The organism is Aliidongia sp., assembly GCF_035943795.1.
Taxonomy (GTDB): Bacteria; Pseudomonadota; Alphaproteobacteria; order ATCC43930; family CGMCC-115725; genus Aliidongia.
This window is the reverse complement of sequence record NZ_DASZBY010000117.1, coordinates 21,303-37,806: the sequence shown is the minus strand read 5'-3', so window position 1 is coordinate 37,806 and position 16,504 is coordinate 21,303. Positions and strand designations below refer to the sequence as shown.

Genomic DNA, 16,504 nt, shown 5'->3' with positions numbered 1-16,504 from the left:
GGTTTCAGGCCGGCAGTTCCGGCGGCTTGTCTTTCTCGCAGCGCCAGCCTTTCAGCTGCCACGTCGGATGCTCGCGAACGTACTCGACGGCCATCTGCTGGGCGTTCATCAGGCAGCTGGCTGCGGTCAGCGGCTCCTCGAAGGTCGGCCGCTGCTCCAGGCAGTTGGCGGGATCGGCGACCATGCAATAGACCAGCACCAATTCGATCACCCTGTCCTCCCTCATCGATCCGCCTGGCCCGCGCTGGCCGCCCTGATGGCCGGCGCGCTGCTCCTCGCTCCGTCTCAGGCCGGCGCCGCCCCCCCCGAGGCGGCACCGCCGCTGAGCCCGGCCCAGACCGCCTTGTTCGAGACGCCGCACCTCAGCAACATCGCCCACCCCGAGACGCTAGATTATCGTTTCGAACAGACCGGGCCCGCGGCCTATTCCGACCAGATCGCGCTCCATATCGACCAGATCCATCCCAACGGGACGAAATACGTCAGCTTCGAGTTCCTGAGCGGTGCCCATCATGCCTTCTTTCCGGCGGTCGACGATTTCTCCGGCAATCCCCTCGTCATGGTGTTCCTGGAACACGACGTCCAGGAAATGAAGGACCAGGTCGGCGTCGCCGCCGCCTATTTCCGCAACCGCATCCGCACCGCCTTCATCGACCAGGCCCAGATGTCGGACACCTCCATCCAATTCGGCGGCAGGAGCGTTTCGGCCCGTCGCGTGACCTTGAAGCCCTTCGCCGAAGACCATCGTTTCGACCAGTTGCCGACCGTCCAGGGCAAGACCTACGATTTCATCCTGTCCGACCAGGTGCCGGGGCAATTGGCCGAACTCTCCACCGAGGTGCCGACCGATCCGGCCGCCGGCGCCCCGGCCTGGGCCGAGCGCGTCACCTTCGTCGGAGAGAAGCCATGACCCGGGCCGCCCTGTACCTCTGCCTCGCCGCCGCCCTCGCCTTCGCCCTGCCGGCACGAGCCCAGGCGCCGCATCATCCCAAGCACGACTATCCGACCGCCGCCCGGGCCGACTATGTCATCGGTTGCCTCGCCGCCAACGGCTTCAAGCGCGAGTTGCTCGACAAATGTGCTTGCGGCATCGACACGATCGCGGACCTGATGCCCTACGACGACTATGAAAAGGCCGACACGATCCTGCGCCTGCAACAGGGTGGGCTGGGCGAACGCGGCGCCCTGTTCCGCGACACGCCGATCGCCAAGGACGAGACCGAAAAGCTGCGGCGCGCCCAGGCCGAGGTCAACCTGCGCTGCAAATGATCAGGTTCCCCGCTTCGGCAGATCGAAGCTCTGCTTGAAGGTGGCGTTGGCGCTGTCGTGGACCTCCACCGTGATCGGCGCCGACGCCTTGTCCGCCACGCCGAAGGTGATCGCCGGGTCCTCGCTGAGCGAGATATCCGCCTCCAGGTCGAACACCAGCGCATCGCCGCGCGTGACCTTCACGTCCTGGATGAAGCGCGCCGGCGTGTAGTTGCGGGTCAGCTGATCCATCTGCATGCCGTTGAAATTGGGGTGGCTGATCAACAGCTGCACCGCGTCGTCGCCCTTGGCCGCCGACGCCTCGCCGACCGGCTTCAGCCGCATCTGGCCGAGCCGTTCCAGCGCCAGCTTCTGGTCCTTGGTCGAGGGGGCCGAACAGCCGCCCGCCGCCTTGACGAATTTCTCGGCCCCGAACAGCCGGCCATCCTCGGTCTCGGCCACGGCATGCATCAGCGTGTAGGCATCGACCCGGACCCGGGTGCGCAGTTCACGCGTGTCGGCTGCCGGGCCGAAATGGAAGGTGCCCGCCAGCGGCGACGGATTCTCGTCGATCATCAGATAGACCGCCGTCACCTTGGCCGGGCCGGGCAGATCGATGGTGATCGGCACCAGCGCCGCATCGAGTGCACGCGGCGGTGCCTCGAGCGTGATGATGCCGCGGCCGTCCTCGACCGTGCGATCGCCGAACACCGCATGGCGTAGGTCCTGCCAGCGCGCCTGGCGATCCGCGTCGCTTTCTTCGGCCCGCGCGGCGCCGGCCGATCCCAGCATCAGGACGGCGATCAACAGGATGCGTCTCATCACAGGACCCTCCCGGCCTAGTCCCATTCGAGCTCCTTGAACGCGGCCGTCACGTTCCGCCCGTTGTATTCGTCGAACAGCTGCCATTTGCCCCGTTCGCCGAGGCCGACCTGCTCGACGGCGGTTTCGATGTCGCCGCCCTTGGCGAGGAGCGCGCGGATTTCGGTGGCGAGCACGGTGAGATAGCGCTCCTCGTCCGCCGCACCGGCGGGCCAGGGCACGACCGGCGGCCCATGGCCCGGCACGGCGCGGGTCGCCGGCAGCGCCTTCAGCGCAGCCAATTCCTTCAGCCATCCGGCCAGGCTGCCGTCGATCGCCGGGACACGGTCGACGAACAGCAGGTCCGCCGCCCACAGCGTCCCGGTCTGGCGATCGAGGATGGTCAGATCATTGTCGGTATGGGCCGCCCCATGGGCCTGCAATTCGAGGACGCGCCCGCCCAGATCGAGCGCGGCCGTGTCGGTCACCAGCAGGGTCGGCATCTCGTAGTCGCCGGCCCGATCGCGCCCCAGGAGATCGACCAGCCGCTTTCGGTAATACTCGCCCCGATCGATCAGCACGCCGGCCAGCCGGGCATGGCCGACGAAGACGGGGTGGTCGGCCATGAAGGCGATGCCGCCGAAGATATGGTCGGGATGGGCGTGGGTCATCACGACATAGCGGATCGGCCGGTCGGTCTTGGCCTGTACCGTCGCGCGCAGCCGCTCGCCGTCGTCGAGGCTGCCGCCGGGATCCACGACCGCGACCGCATCCAGCCCGACGATGAAACCGATGTTCGCGATGGCGTCGTCGTTTTCCGCCGTCGCGTCCTGGTGCACCCCCTGGCGCACGAAGATGCCGGACGCCACTTCGGTGACCGGGAACGGCAGCGGTGCGGCGAGCGCCACGGAGCCGGCGACCAGCCAGACGCCGGCGACGGCGGCGGCCAGGCGGCGCCGGCTCATGCCTCGACCGGCCGTGACGCGCCGATCCGACGATAGACGAAACCCGCGTCGGTGGCGTGGTCGGCCGCGGCGATCGCCGCTTGCATGGTCTGGTGATGGGGCGAGAGTGCGCAGGCCGGATCGGTGTTGCCGGCATCGCCGGTTAACGCCAGCGCCTGGCAACGGCAACCGCCCCAGTCGATCTCGCGCCGATCGCAACTACGGCACGGCTCGGCCATCCAATCGGTGCCGCGATAGTGCTCGAACGCCGGCGACGACTGCCAGATCGCGGCCAGGCTCTCGTCATGGACCGAGGGAAACGTCAGTCCGGGCAACGTCTCCGCCGCATGGCAGGGCAGGACCTTGCCGGCGGGGGTCACGTTGATGAAGCGCCGACCCCAGCCGCCCATGCAGGCCTTGGGGCGCTGTGCATAATAGTCGGGGGTGACGTAGTCGATGACCATACGGCCCTTGAAGCGCACGCGCGCAGCCTCGACCTCGGCCGTCGCCGCCTCGAGCTGGTCGCGGCTCGGCAGCAGCACATCGCGATTGACCAGGCCCCAGCCGTAATACTGTACGTGCGCGACCTCGATCCGTTCGGCGCCCAGTTCGGCACCGAGCGCGATCATCGCCGGCAGATGGTCTGCATTCTGCCGATGGATGACGAAATTCAGCGTCAGCGGCAAGGCCGCCTGCTGGATCAGGGCCGCCGCCGCCCGCTTCTTGGCCTGGGCGCCAACCATGCCGCCGATCCGCTCGGCATTGGCCGTGTCCACGTCCTGGAAGCTCAGCTGGACATGATCGAGCCCGGCTTCGACGAGATCGGCCAGCAGGCGCTCGTCGAGCAGCACGCCCGAGGTGATGAGGTTGCTGTAGAGCTGTCGTTCGGCCGCCCGCCGCACCAGCGCCGGCAGGTCGCGCCGGGCCGTCGGCTCCCCGCCGGAGAAATGCACCTGCAGCACGCCCAGGCCGGCGGCCTCGTCCAGCACGCGCAGCCAGGTCGCCGTATCGAGTTCGCCCGCCGCCCGCTCCAGCTCGAGCGGGTTCGAGCAATAGGGGCATTGCAGCGGGCAGCGATGGGTCAGTTCGGCCAGCAGGCCCATCGGAGGTGCTGGCGCGCTCATAGCTTGACCGCTCCCTTGTCCGCAAGGTCGCCCAGCATGGTGGCGACATCGCGCGCAATCAAGTCGCGCGGCGCCTTGAACCGGCCGGTCAGTTCATCGACGATGGCACCCAGGCTGCGGATGCCATCGACCAGCTTCAGGATCTCGACGGCCTGCTCGTCCGGCACGAACAGCCGTTCCGGCGCCAGCAGCACCCAGGCCTGTCGCACTTCGTCGAAGCGGAATTTCACCCCGCGCGCCAGCGCCGGCACGGTCTCGTCGTCGCCCCCGCTCATCGCCGATCGTCCGGCACGAAGGCGCCCGGCGGGATGAAGCCCGGCTCGACATAGGCGAAATGCAGCGCATCCAGCTGCGACCACAGCACGTCGCACTTGAAACGCAACGCGGCCAGCACCGCCTGCTGCTGTTCGACGGTCACCGCATGTTCGCGCACATAGGCGAGAGCGAAATCGGAGTCGCGCGGCGCCTGGGTCAGTCGCGGCGTGAAATAGGCGAGCGTGTCGCGCGTGACGAAGGAATAATGCGCCAGCATGCCGGACACCCGTTCGGCGATGATGGTCGGCGAGAACAGCTCGGTCAACGACGAGGCAATGGCTTCGAGAATGCTGCGGTCGCGCACGAAGCTGACATAGGCATCGACCGCGAAACGCGTGCCGGCCAGCAGGCCCGCGGTCGAGACCACGTAGGCCGGGTCGAGCCCCACCCCCTCGGCCAGCTTCAGCCATCGCGCGATGCCGCCGGTACCGGGCTCGGTGCCGTCATGATCCTCGAGCCGGCTGCGCCAGGTCCGGCGCAGGTCGGCGGTCGGCAGGCGGGCCAGCAGGCTCGCGTCCTTCATCGGGATCCGGCTCTGGTAATAATAGCGGTTGAGCGCCCAGGCCTGGACCTGACCCCGGTCGAGCGTGCCGCCATGCAGCCGGCGATGGAACGGATGCAGGTTGTGATATCGCTCCGCCCCGATCGTCTTCAGGGCGTCCTCGAGCGCGTCGGGCGACAGCGGACCGGTCATAGCGTCACCTCCATTCCGTCATGGGCGACGTCCCATCCCGCAGCCTCGGCGAGCGCCCGCTCGGGCGAATCATCCAGCAGAACCGGATTGGAATTATTGATATGGATCAGGATCTTGCGCCCGATGTCGAGCGAGCGGAACGCGGCGATCGTGCCGGCTGGACCATCGATGCTCATATGTCCCATCCGTGCGCCCGTCTTGGCGCCGAGGCCGGCGCGGATCATCTCGTCGTCGGTCCAGAGCGTGCCGTCGAAGAAGACGAGATCGGCGCCCGACAGCCGCCGGCAGAGCGCCTCGGTCATGGCGGCGCAGCCCGGGATGAAGAACAGACGGTGCCGCCCGTCGGCGACGGCGATGCCGACGGTCTCGCCTTCGACGATCGGCGGAACGCTGCCGGCCTGTTCCAGATAGAGCGGTACCTTGCCGGGCACCGAGAAGAATTCGAGCGTCAAGCGTCGTCCCGCCGCCTCGGCCACGACCACAGGTTCGTCCAGGACCACGGGCCTGCGCACGACCAGGTCGCGCGCCAGCACCTCGAAGATCGGATTGGCGTCGAGCACGTCATGGACCCGCCGCGTGCCGTAGACCGTGAAAGGCTGGCGCTCGCGCAGGGTCAGCAGGCCGGCGATGGCATCCACGTCGCCGCCGGTCAGCGCCACGCCCACGATCGGGGACGACCGCAGGCCGTCGCGCGGATGCAGGCAAGGGTTCGCCTCGATCTGCTGCCGCAGGTCGGGCGAGGCGTTGAGTAACAGCCACGACCGTCCGTCCAGGCTCACGGCGATCGAGGCCTGGGTCCGCGGTCGCGCCATCCGGTCGCCGCTTCGCGCACGCCGACACGCCGGGGCATGGGAGTTCCATTGCGGAAAGCCGCCGCCGGCCGCCGCACCGAGGACGATCGCGAACATCGCGCTGTTCCGAAGGCCGGCGGCTTGGCGCCGCCGTACCCCGGCTTCGTGCGCTATTTCAGCTCGGCGCAGGCGTAGCAGTTGATCTCGGCACCAAGGGCGATCTCGACGATGGTCGGGGTCTTCCAGGTCATCTCGTTTCCTCCGTTCGCTCAGGTCTCGGGATCTTTGCGAGGCGCGACCCACATTTTGAACGGTGCGCGCGTCGATGCCCCTCTGTTCTACACGAGGGCACGATATTCAGACTGCCGTTCGCCACCCCGCGCAATACGACTAAAGAAGCATTGTCGCCGGAGCCTGCCCTTAGAATGCTGGATCACGGGCATCGTGGAAAGATGCACGCGGCCGTCGTACGGAACGTTCTCCTGCCGTTGCCGCCGTCTGGCGGCTTGCCATCCGGCCGGCAAGGACGTCTGATCGGTCAGCGGAGGTGGAACGACCGATGCCGACAACTCAGCTGCGCAGAGGCGGCTCCGATGCCGCCGAACCCTGGTCGGCGGTGGGCGAACTTCACCGGCAGATCGGCGGCCCCGACCTGGCGTTCGCGCTGGTCTTCTGCTCGCCGCAATACGACCTGTCGGAAGTCGCCGCCGCGATCCGGCATCATTTCGGTGACACCCGCGTCTTCGGCTGCACCACGGCCGGCGAGATCACCCCGTTCGGCTACATCAGCGGCGGGCTGAGCGGCATCGGTTTTCCGGCCAGCGATTTCGCCGTGGCCCCGACCCTGTTCCAGGACCTCAAGGATTTCAAGATCGCGACCACTATCGAGCAGACGCGGCTCGCCATGGCGGCACGGGCCGAATCGGCCGAAAGCGGATCGCTGGGGCCGAGCGACGGCTTCGCCCTGCTGCTGGTCGACGGCATGTCGGTCCGCGAGGAGCAACTGGTCAGCGCCATCGGCAACACGCTGAACGGCACACCCCTGGTCGGGGGGTCGGCCGGCGATGGTATGAATTTCGGCCGCAGCTACGTGTTCTGCGACGGGCGGTTCGTGGACGATGCCGCCGTGCTGCTGCTGATCACGACGCGGCGGCGCTTTTCCGTGTTCAAGACCGAGCATTTCGTGCCGACCGATTGCAAGATGGTTGTGACCGGCGCCGATCTGGAGCAGCGCCGCGTCTATGAAATCAACGCCGAGCCGGCGGCCATGGAATATGCCCGGCTGGTCGGCCTCGCCGGCAAGCCGCTGTCGCCCAAGATCTTCGCAGCCCACCCGGTCATGGTCCGCGTCGGCGGCCAGTACCACGTCCGCGCCATTCAAAAAGTCAATCCGGACAACAGCCTGACGTTCCTGTGCGCGATCGACGAGGGCATCGTGCTGACGGTGGCGAAGGGCGTCGATCTGCTGGAGGATCTGAAGTCCCTGTTCCGCCGCCTGCAGCGCGACGTCGGGCCTCCGGATCTGATCATCGGTTGCGACTGCGTACTGCGCAATCTGGAGATCGAGGAGCGCCGGCTGAAATCCGCCGTCTCCGACCTGTTCGTCGAGCAGCACGTGGTCGGGTTCTGCACCTATGGCGAGCAATACATGTCGATGCATGTGAACCAGACCTTCACCGGCGTCATCATCGGTGCGCCTTGAGCGTGCTCGAACGGGACATGACGCCGAGCGACGAGGCCCGGCAGATCGCCGAGTTGGAACGAAAGGTCGCCAAGCTCGAACGCATCAACCAGGTGCTGATCGACCGGGTCGAGCGCAGCATGGACGGCCAGGGCTCGGCCTTCTCGCTGTTCCAGACCGCGATCGTGCTCGAAGCCCAGATCCGCGCGCGCACCCTCGCGCTGGAACGGACTCTGGCAGATCTGGAGCAGTCCTATCATCATGCCGCTCGCGCCCAGGAGCAGGCCGAGACCGCGCGGCTGCGCCTGCTGGCCGCGATCGAATCGATCAGCGAAGGCTTCGCCCTGTTCGATGCCGCAGATCGGCTGGTCCTGTTCAACCAGCGCTATCTGACCTTCTGGCCGGGCATGGCCGACCGCATCCATACCGGCATGCTGTTCACCGACATCGTGCACCTGGCAATCGATCATAAATGCGTGCTCGACGCCTACCGCGACCCGGAAGGTTGGATCGATCGGCGGATGCAGCAGCATGCCGACAGCCACGGCCCATCGGTCCATGCGCTCGGCGACGGGCGCTGGATGCAGGTCAACGAGAAGCGGACCCGGGACGGCGGCATCGTCGGCATCTACACCGACATCACGAACCTGAAGCGCGCCGAAACCCAGCAGCGCGAGGCCGAACTGGCCCAGAAGACCAACCTGCTGCAGGCGACGCTCGACAACATATTCCAGGGCGTCGCGGTCTATGACCGGCATTTGGCGCTGGTCGCCTGGAACAATGAATTCGTCCGCCTGCTGGATCTGACACCGGCCTGCGTGGCCGATGGCGCACGGTTCGACGACCTGCGCGTCTTCAACCGGTCGCTGGGCAAACTGGGCATCGGCCAGCAGAGGTTCCTCAATCCCGAGGAAGGTGCCGTACCGCTCAGCTTCGAGCAGGCGTGGCACAGCGGCCGGATCCTCTACATCGACCGCAACCCCATGCCCGACGGCGGCTTCGTCCTGACCTTTACCGACATCACCCGCCGCAAGCGCACCGAGGAGGCGCTGCGGGATGGAGAGCGCCGGATTCGCCTGGTCACCGATGCGATGCCGGCGCTGATCGCCTATGTCGACGCCGAAGAGCGCTACCAGTTCGTCAACGAGCCCTACCGGCAGTGGCTCGACCGACCGGTCGATCAGATCCTGGGCCGCAAGATGGGTGATCTGGTGACGGCGGAACTGTATGACCGGCGCAAGGATTTCGTCGATCGCGCGCTTGCCGGCGAAGTGGTCGATTTCGAGGTCGAACTGACGCCGTCCGGCACGCGCGAGCCGCGCTACGGCCACGTGAGCTTCGTGCCCCACCTGGGCGACGAGCGGCAGAGCCTGGGCTTCTTCACCCTGATGCAGGACATCACGGAACGGCGCCAAGCCGACGCGGCGGTCAAGGAAGCGAACGAGACGCTGGAGCGGCGCGTGGTCGAGCGGACCGCGGCCCTCACGCGCCTCAACGCCCAGCTGAAGCACGAGATCGCCGACCGGCGGGAGATCGAGAAGGCGCTGCAGATCGCCAAGAGCGAGGCGGAACAGGCCAACCTGGGCAAGACGCGCTTCCTCGCGGCCGCGAGCCACGACCTGCTGCAGCCGCTCAACGCCGCGCGGCTGTTCGTGTCGGCGCTGGCCGACCTCGACCATTCCAAGCCCAATCGCGGGCTGATCAACAATGTCGAAATCTCGCTGAGCGCGGTCGAGGACCTGCTGGCGGCACTGCTCGACATCTCCAAGCTCGATGCCGGCGCGGTCCAGCCCGAACTCGTCGACTTTCCGATCACGAGCCTGCTGGGCCCCCTGGCGACGGAGCACCGTGCGCTGGCCGAGGATCGCGGCTTGGCGCTGCGCCACGTGTCCTCGCGGGCGGTCGTGCGCAGCGACGTCCGCCTGCTGCGCAGCATCATCCAGAACTTCCTGTCGAACGCGATCCGCTACACGCGCAAGGGCCGCATCGTCCTCGGTTGCCGGCGGTGCAGCACGGGCCTCAGGATCGAGGTCTGGGACACCGGCGCCGGCATCCCGGCCGACAAGTTCGACGAGATCTTCGAGGAATTCCGTCAGCTCGACACCGCCGGCGGGCATGATCGCGGCATCGGCCTGGGACTGGCGATCGTCAAGCGCGCGGCAAAGACGCTCGACCTGCCCATCGAGGTGCGTTCTCTGGTCGGCAGAGGCTCCGTCTTTTCCGTGACGGTCCCGATCGGCCACAAGCAGCCGGCGACCGTCCACCGCTCGGCGACCCGGCGGCCGCCGGGCCGGTTTGCCGATCCGTTGCTGCTGGTGATCGACGATCAACGCAGCATCCTGGCCGGCATGCAGGCAATGCTGGAGGGCTGGGGCTGTACCGCCGTGGTCGCCGCCTCGGGCGAAGAGGCGCTGGCGCAATTGGCCGGGCTGACGCGCCCGCCGGATCTCGTGATCGCCGACTATCACCTGGGCGACGGGGCGACGGGCGCGGCCGAGATCATTCGCATCCGACAAACGCTCGGCACCTCAGTGCCGGGCATCATCATCACGGCCAACAACACGCCCGCGGTCCAGGCCGTGGTTCAGCAGCACGGCCTGCGGCTGCTGCGCAAGCCGTTGAACCCGGCGCAGCTCCGCGCCCTGCTGAGCCAGCTGCTGGCCTAGGCAGTAGCGCTAGACCTCGGCGATGTCGGCGAAGCTGCTGAGGTGCAGCCGTCCGGCCATCACCACGGCCTGGGTCCGGCTATAGACGTTCAGCTTGTGCAGGATGCTGGAGACATGGGCCTTGACCGTCGTTTCCGCGATGGCGAGGTCGTAGGCGATTTCCTTGTTGAGCTTGCCGGTGCCCAGCAGTTGCAGCACCCGGCGCTGCTGGGGGGTGAGCGAGGTCAGGCGCTGTGCCAGCTCGGCATCGACCCGGCCTGCCTCCGACGTCAGCGGGCAGTCGAGATGGGGCGGCGCATAGACCTCGCCGGCCGCGACCAGGTTGAGGGCGCGCACGATCTCGTGGCGTGGCGTCGATTTCGGAATGAAACCGGCGGCACCGAGCGCCAGCGCTTCGGCGACGAGCTGGGGGTCTTCCAGCGCGGAAATGATGACCACCGGCGTGCTGGGAAACCGCGCCCGCAGGGTCAGCAGTCCCTCGAAGCCGTTGACCCCGGGCATGCGGAGATCCAGCAGCACGAGGTCGGCCTCGCCACTGTCGTTCAGATACGCCAACAGCTCGGCGAGGGTCGAGGTCTCCAGGACCTCGATCTTGCCGAAGGCGGTCGTCGCGGCGAGAGAAAGCGCCAAAGCACCCCGGATCATGGGGTGGTCGTCGGCAATCACGATCTTCTTCATTACTGGCCTCTCGGGCCTTGCTCCCAGGACCCGACTCTAGCCGAGATTGCAGGGGATTACCAACGGCGAAGACGCGGCCGATCCGTGTCATCGATGGTCCGGCCTCGTTCCTAAGTACTATTGGCGCCGATCCCTGCCCCGTTGAAGATGGCCTCGGCATACGGCGGACCCCGGCCCGATGACGGCGTCGACCGACCGCCGGCTTCCGGTCGGTCGTCCAGGATTGCCGAGAAATTCCGAAGTATGGCCGCAGCCGGGATCCAGAAGTCCGGCCCGGCCGACCGAAAAACAAGAATTCAGTCTGGAGGAGACTTGGGATGAGCGCGACCACGATCCACCCGTCCGTCGATCACGGCGTGAAGCCGGGCACCGAGGGCTTCGCTGGCGGGACTCTCGTCTGCAAATGTGCCCAGAATCCCGTCGTCGTGACAGTCAAGGGACAAAGCGCCCACAATCACGTCTGCGGCTGCACCAAGTGCTGGAAGCCGGCCGGTTCCCTGTTCTCGATGATCGCGGTGGTGCCGCGCGACAACGTGACCGTCACCGAAAACGCCGACAAGCTCGCCATCGTCGATGCCGCGGCCGCCATTCAGCGGCATGCCTGCAAGGGATGCGGGGTCCATATGTATGGGCGCATCGAAAACAAGAACCATCCGTTCTATGGACTCGATTTCATCCACACCGAACTGTCGCGCCAGAGTGGCTGGTCGGCGCCCGAGTTCGCTGCCTTCGTATCGTCGATCATCGAGGCCGGCGCCAATCCTGCCAACCAGGGAGCCGTGCGTTCCCGGCTGAAGGAGCTCGGCCTCGAGCCGTACGACTGCCTGTCGCCGCCCTTGATGGACCACATCGCCACCCACATCGCGAAAGCGTCCGGTGCGCTGAAGGCCTGATTTTCTCCTTGCCGGGCGCCTCTTCCCCATGCCCGGCATCGCGTGGGGCGCACGCATCCCGGTGCCAGACCCCAATTCGCCTCCGGCCGACGCTGGCCGGAGGCTTTTTTTGTGCTCGCGATCAGGGCGCCTGCAGCGCCTTGGCGTCATCGCCGAGCCGCGCTTCGAGTTCGACCGGAACCTCGCACGCATAGCGCATGGTGCGCTGGGTTTCCTCGAAGCTGCGGATCACGAAATCGCGGCGCTGGACGATCTCGGCACGGCGTCCGGCCGCCTCGCCCTGGACGTCAGGCGCAATCGCCTGCAATTCGGCCGAGATCTTCGCCACGAGGTCGCCCAGGTCGCGCTGGCGCCGGGTCAGATCCTCGATGCTGTCGATGATCGCGCCGCGCTGCCGGTTCGTCTCGTCGACGATGCCGATGAACAGCAGCGGCGGCAGGGTGCGCCGTTCCGCCGGCTTCAGCCGCTTGACGAAGGCCGCGAGCTTGGCGCGGGCCTCGTCGCGGGGAATCTCTCGGGGTGCCGTCCCGGCGACCAGTGCGGCAAGCCGCGGATTGGCGCGCCAGTCCGGGCCGTTCGGCAGCGCCCCGTTCCAGAACGTCCCGGCCGTGAGCGTCGGCACGAAGCGCTGCTGGCATGGCCAATCGGGATTCTGGCCCGGCACCGCCGCCCCGGCCGGCCCGACGCCGGCCAGGAGCAGCGCCAGGATCACCGGAACGGAACGCCGCATCGTCTTTCCTCCGAATGTCATTCCGGCCCGCCCCGCCGCGCGATCAGCCCGCGGCCCGGATCGTAGCCATAGACGGCCAGCACCATGAACATCAGCAGGAACGCCGTCACCACCCCCGCCGACAGCCAGTCGACCTGGCCATAGAGCGCGAAGCGGATCAGTTCGGTCGCATGGCTGAACGGATTGGCCTCGCATATCCAATACAGCGTCAGGCTCGCTTCCTTGACATGCCACAGCGGATAGAGCGCCGAGGAGGCGAAGAACATCGGAAAGATCACAAAATTCATGACGCCGGCGAAATTCTCCAGCTGCCGGATGAACGACGACAGCACGAGGCCCAGCGCCCCCAGCATGAGACCGGCCAGCGCCAAGGCCGGCAGGACGCTGAGATAACCCCAGAGCGGCGGCTCGATCTCCCAGAACCAGGCGATGGCCAGGAAGATATAAGCCTGCACGATCGACACGATGACGCCGGCGATCAGTTTGGCGGTCAGCAGGAACCAGCGCGGCAGCGGGCTGACCATCAGGAGCCGCATGCTGCCCATCTCGCGGTCGTAGACCATGGAGAGCGAACTCTGCATGCCCTGGAACAGCAGGATCATCGCGACCAGGCCGGGCGCGATATAGACCTCGTAGGGGATGTAGGTCTCGTAGGGCGGAATGATCGAGACGCCCAACACGAAGCGGAAGCCGGCGGCGAAGATCGCCAGCCAGACCAGCGGTCGGACCAGGGCAGAGACGAAGCGGCTGCGCTGATGGATCCAGCGCAGCGCCTCGCGCCGGACGATGCCGCCGAGACATCGGGCGTACTGCATCGGCCTCAGTCCGCGGACCCGGTCGCCCTCGGCCGCTTCGCCGATCGAGGGGGGTGCCCCGCTCATGCCCGCACACCCGTGCCGGCGACCAGCTGGTCGAACGCGGCCTTCAGCGTCGTGCCGCCCGCGTCGCGGATGATCGACGGAACCGGGCCGTCGGCCAGCACCCGGCCGCCGTGGAGCACGATGGCGCAGGCATCGGGCCCCGCCTCGTCGATCAGGTGGGTCGCCCACAGCACCGCCAGCCGCTGTTCGGTGCAGAGGCGGCGCACATGGGCCAGCAGAAACGCGCGACTTTCCATGTCGAGCCCGACGGTCGGCTCGTCGAGCAGCAGCAGGGTCGGGTCATGGATGAGCGCGCGTGCGAGTTCGACGCGCCGCCGCTGGCCGCCGGACAATTGCCGCGCCCGGTCGCGGCGGCGCGCGCCGAGACCGACCCGTTCGAGCTCGACCGCGATGCGCGCCGCCGCCGCCGACCGCGCCATGCCATGCAGCGAGGCATGGTAGAACAGGTTCTGCTCGACCGTCAGATCCAGGTCGAGCGTCGATTGCTGGAACACCACGCCGATACGGGCGAGCGCCGGCGACGGCTCGCGGCTGATGTCGTGGCCGAAGACCGAGATCCGGCCCCGCCCACAATGATAAAGGCCGGTGATCAGCGAGAAGAGCGTGGTCTTTCCGGCGCCGTTCAGACCGAGCAACACGGTGAAATCGCCGGGCCGGAGCGCGAATCCCACCTGGTCGAGCGCCCGGCGGGCGCCGAAGGCGTGGCTGACATCGGCGACCGACAGCGCCGGCTCGGACGGGATGAAGGTCATGCGATCACGGCGCCACCACCACGCCCCAGGGCAGCCGGCCGACCGGCACAGATTTCGTGACCTTGAGCGCCGGGACGTCGATGACCGACATGTCGTTGCTGACGCCGTTCGTCGTATAGAGCCGCTGTTCGTCGGGCGAGAAGGCGAGTTGCCAGACCCGTTGGCCCACCAGCAGGTATTTCCTGACCTCGAACGTCTGGGCATCGACGACGGCGACCCGATTGGCCGGCCCCAGCGCCACGAAGGCCGTCTTGCGGTCTTTGGTCAGTGCCACGCCGACCGGCTGGATCGATTCCGTCGCGACCCCGGGTATGGTGAAGCGGATCTTCTTGATGACCTTGTGCGTGGCGGCATCGATCACCGAGACGGAGCCGCCGACCTCGGACGAGACCCAGACCTGGGCCGCGTCGGCGGTCCATTGCGCGACGCGCGGCCGGCTGTCGACCAGCACGTTCGCGATCACCTCGTGACTCTGCGTATCGATGAAATGGGCCATGCTGGTCGTCTCGGAGGTATTGACCAGGGTCTTGCCGTCCGGGCTGATGCCCATGCCCTCCGGCTCCACGCCGACCGCGATCTCAGTGGTGATCCGGGCCTCGGCCACGTCGACGACCGAGACCATGTTGTCGTTCTCGTTCGACACGTAGAGCTGCTTGCCATCCGGGCTGATGGTGAAGGTTTCCGGGTCCGGGCCGCTCGGCAAGGTGCGCGACACGGTCAGGCTCGCGAGGTCCAGTTCCTCGATGTGATCGGCATCGCTCGTGCAGATGTAGAGGCTCTTGCCGTCCTTCGACAGGATGATGCCGCGCGGGCGCGCACCGACTTTCACGGTCTTGATCACGGCCAGCGACTTGCCGTCGATCACCGTGATGGTGTTGTCCTTCTCGTTCGAGACCAGCAGCCGCTCGGCCCACGCCGGACCGGCGGCGACGAGCCCCGCGATCAGCAGCAGGGCGGCGAGCGGCAATGATTTTCCGTCATTCAGTTCAGATGACATGACGTCTCCGGCTGGTCGGTGCCGAGCGTATCGAGCTCGGAAAATTGATGGAGGAAGCCCGGCTGCGGCGAGACCGAGACCAGGGAGCGGGCATCGGCCAGCAGCACCGGCTGGCGCAATTGCCCGTCCCATGCCCGGAAGGTGAGGCGGGCGCCCTTGAACGCGGCCAGCTCGAAATCCGGACTGCGCAGGAACGTGCCGATCTGCTTGGCATCGGGGCCGGCGCCGCGGGCGGCCGCCTCGCCCAGCGCGCGCACCGCCATCCACGCGCCATAGTCGCGGTCGGTCATCCAGCGCCCGGCCTGCCTCAGAAAGCGGCTCTGCAGCTGGGTCCCGCCCCATTGCTCGAAAGGCCGGGCCCAGGCGCTCGGCACCAGTCCCTGGGTGCCGGCGACCGGCCGGGGATCGGTCGCGCGGTAGGCGAGGTCATCGCCGAAATTGTCGCCTTCGTCGGCCACGACCAGCACGTCGTAACCGATGCCCTGGGTAAAGCGCGCGACTTCGGCCTCGATCGCGTAATGGCCGGTATCCGTGCGCCGGGCGCCCGGATCGTAGGTCCAAGGCTTGTCCTGGACGATGTGGATCTGGAACTTCGCGGCCGCATGGCGCAGCGCATCGGCATAGGCCTTGTCGCCGGCCTCCGGTCCGCTGACCAGCAGGATGTTCCGCCATTTCTTGACGGCCAGATACTGCATCAGCGCATCCGCCAGCATCGCGCGGCTGGGCAACAGGTGCAGCACGTTCGGGCGGCATCCGTCGGCCCGCAACATGTCGTCCTCGGCAGTCGCGTCCAGCAGGATCGCGTCCTTCGCCTCGGGCAGATCGGCGATCTGGAGCAGCAGGGCTGCCGGCAGATCGGTGACGAAGAGCCGCTGCCCGGCGGCCGCGAACTTCCTGAAGGACGCCAGCACCGATACCTCGTCGGGCTCGATCGCCTCGGCCAGGCGGTAGGTCTGATGGATGAAGCGGCCGGTCGTCTCGTCGTCGGCCAGACCCAGCCGGGCACCCTGGATACCCTCGTCCGCCGGCGGCTGGTCGAGATAGCTGAGCGGAATGGTCCGCTGCACCGCCAGGGCGAGATACGCGAAATCGACCTCGGCCGGCGCGGGCGTCTGGGCCTGCGCCGCGGCCAGGCAAGCCAGTCCGGAAACGGCAAAGGCCGCCATCCGGGTGTCGAACCGAAGCCGCATCCATCGCCCTCCCCTGCCGCCGCCGGGCTTTTGCCCGGTCCTGGCCCCGTCGGGGCCGCAGCCGTCGTCGCTGACGCACGATAGTGCACCCCGCCTCGGGCGCTTAGCCATAGCACTAT

General features: G+C 67.4%; 19 protein-coding genes. 5 read left to right on the top strand and 14 right to left on the bottom strand.

All coding sequences use genetic code 11. The annotated features are described in order from the left end of the window. Window positions 1-4: 4 nt before the first annotated feature. A complete protein-coding gene (locus VGV37_RS23175; protein ID WP_326882145.1) occupies window positions 5-211 on the bottom strand; it encodes a hypothetical protein in 207 nt (68 codons plus the stop codon). Window positions 212-256: 45 nt separating this feature from the next. Between VGV37_RS23175 and VGV37_RS23170 the strand changes: the two genes are divergently transcribed. Both VGV37_RS23170 and VGV37_RS23165 read left to right on the top strand, forming a co-directional pair. Next, window positions 257-910, top strand: a complete 654-nt coding sequence (locus VGV37_RS23170; protein ID WP_326882144.1) for a hypothetical protein — start codon at window positions 257-259, stop codon at window positions 908-910. Continuing rightward, window positions 907-1,269 carry a hypothetical protein gene (locus VGV37_RS23165; protein ID WP_326882143.1) on the top strand — a complete coding sequence of 121 codons (363 nt, stop codon included), beginning with the start codon at window positions 907-909 and terminating at the stop codon, window positions 1,267-1,269. Before VGV37_RS23170 ends, VGV37_RS23165 begins: the two co-directional genes overlap by 4 nt. Here the strand turns inward: VGV37_RS23165 and VGV37_RS23160 are convergent, their stop codons facing one another. Genes VGV37_RS23160 through pqqA form a run of 7 tightly spaced genes read right to left on the bottom strand, consistent with a single transcriptional unit; the run spans window position 1,270 to window position 6,168 of the window. After that, window positions 1,270-2,070, bottom strand: coding sequence for a quinoprotein dehydrogenase-associated SoxYZ-like carrier (locus tag VGV37_RS23160; protein ID WP_326882142.1), 801 nt, complete (start codon window positions 2,068-2,070; stop codon window positions 1,270-1,272). It abuts the gene before it with no gap. Window positions 2,071-2,087: 17 nt separating this feature from the next. Beyond that, window positions 2,088-3,014: a quinoprotein relay system zinc metallohydrolase 2 gene (locus VGV37_RS23155; RefSeq protein WP_326882141.1), complete on the bottom strand. Its 927-nt coding sequence runs from the start codon at window positions 3,012-3,014 to the stop codon at window positions 2,088-2,090. Then, the gene (pqqE, locus tag VGV37_RS23150) at window positions 3,011-4,117 is read right to left on the bottom strand and encodes a pyrroloquinoline quinone biosynthesis protein PqqE (protein ID WP_326882140.1); all 1,107 of its coding nucleotides are present in this window, start codon (window positions 4,115-4,117) and stop codon (window positions 3,011-3,013) included. The genes VGV37_RS23155 and pqqE overlap by 4 nt, the downstream gene beginning before the upstream one ends. Beyond that, entirely contained in the window at window positions 4,114-4,392 is a 279-nt protein-coding gene (gene pqqD, locus VGV37_RS23145; RefSeq protein WP_326882139.1) for a pyrroloquinoline quinone biosynthesis peptide chaperone PqqD, read from the bottom strand. The genes pqqE and pqqD overlap by 4 nt, the downstream gene beginning before the upstream one ends. After that, window positions 4,389-5,126, bottom strand: coding sequence for a pyrroloquinoline-quinone synthase PqqC (pqqC, locus tag VGV37_RS23140; RefSeq protein WP_326882138.1), 738 nt, complete (start codon window positions 5,124-5,126; stop codon window positions 4,389-4,391). Before pqqC ends, pqqD begins: the two co-directional genes overlap by 4 nt. After that, window positions 5,123-6,034 (bottom strand): pyrroloquinoline quinone biosynthesis protein PqqB, encoded by a 912-nt coding sequence (gene pqqB, locus VGV37_RS23135; RefSeq protein WP_326882137.1) that lies wholly within the window; start codon window positions 6,032-6,034, stop codon window positions 5,123-5,125. Before pqqB ends, pqqC begins: the two co-directional genes overlap by 4 nt. A gap of 53 nt (window positions 6,035-6,087) precedes the next feature. Beyond that, complete coding sequence (gene pqqA / locus VGV37_RS30370; protein ID WP_189042485.1) at window positions 6,088-6,168, bottom strand: pyrroloquinoline quinone precursor peptide PqqA; 81 nt, start codon at window positions 6,166-6,168, stop codon at window positions 6,088-6,090. Window positions 6,169-6,476: 308 nt separating this feature from the next. On the opposite strand from pqqA, the gene nosP reads away from it, so the two are divergent. Next, window positions 6,477-7,619: a nitric oxide-sensing protein NosP gene (gene nosP, locus VGV37_RS23130; RefSeq protein ID WP_326882136.1), complete on the top strand. Its 1,143-nt coding sequence runs from the start codon at window positions 6,477-6,479 to the stop codon at window positions 7,617-7,619. A gap of 17 nt (window positions 7,620-7,636) precedes the next feature. Then, a complete protein-coding gene (locus tag VGV37_RS23125; protein ID WP_326882135.1) occupies window positions 7,637-10,264 on the top strand; it encodes a NahK/ErcS family hybrid sensor histidine kinase/response regulator in 2,628 nt (875 codons plus the stop codon). A gap of 9 nt (window positions 10,265-10,273) precedes the next feature. On the opposite strand, the gene VGV37_RS23120 is transcribed toward VGV37_RS23125, so the two are convergent. Further along, entirely contained in the window at window positions 10,274-10,942 is a 669-nt protein-coding gene (locus VGV37_RS23120) for a response regulator transcription factor (RefSeq protein WP_326882134.1), read from the bottom strand. 317 nt (window positions 10,943-11,259) lie between these two features. Here VGV37_RS23120 and gfa point away from each other — a divergent pair, with 317 nt between their 5' ends. After that, on the top strand, window positions 11,260-11,835 hold the full coding sequence (gene gfa / locus VGV37_RS23115) for an S-(hydroxymethyl)glutathione synthase (RefSeq protein WP_326882133.1): 576 nt from the start codon (window positions 11,260-11,262) through the stop codon (window positions 11,833-11,835). A gap of 121 nt (window positions 11,836-11,956) precedes the next feature. Here gfa and VGV37_RS23110 read toward each other — a convergent pair whose 3' ends face one another. From VGV37_RS23110 to VGV37_RS23090, 5 genes are read right to left on the bottom strand one after another with little or no spacing between them, the layout of a single operon-like run. After that, window positions 11,957-12,565 (bottom strand): hypothetical protein, encoded by a 609-nt coding sequence (locus tag VGV37_RS23110; protein WP_326882132.1) that lies wholly within the window; start codon window positions 12,563-12,565, stop codon window positions 11,957-11,959. A gap of 17 nt (window positions 12,566-12,582) precedes the next feature. Further along, the gene (locus tag VGV37_RS23105) at window positions 12,583-13,446 is read right to left on the bottom strand and encodes an ABC transporter permease (RefSeq protein WP_414638077.1); all 864 of its coding nucleotides are present in this window, start codon (window positions 13,444-13,446) and stop codon (window positions 12,583-12,585) included. Then, a complete protein-coding gene (locus tag VGV37_RS23100; protein ID WP_326882131.1) occupies window positions 13,443-14,198 on the bottom strand; it encodes an ABC transporter ATP-binding protein in 756 nt (251 codons plus the stop codon). The genes VGV37_RS23105 and VGV37_RS23100 overlap by 4 nt, the downstream gene beginning before the upstream one ends. A gap of 4 nt (window positions 14,199-14,202) precedes the next feature. Beyond that, window positions 14,203-15,195, bottom strand: a complete 993-nt coding sequence (locus tag VGV37_RS23095) for a PQQ-dependent catabolism-associated beta-propeller protein (protein ID WP_326882130.1) — start codon at window positions 15,193-15,195, stop codon at window positions 14,203-14,205. After that, complete coding sequence (locus VGV37_RS23090; protein WP_326882129.1) at window positions 15,180-16,385, bottom strand: ABC transporter substrate-binding protein; 1,206 nt, start codon at window positions 16,383-16,385, stop codon at window positions 15,180-15,182. Before VGV37_RS23090 ends, VGV37_RS23095 begins: the two co-directional genes overlap by 16 nt. Window positions 16,386-16,504: the final 119 nt, after the last annotated feature.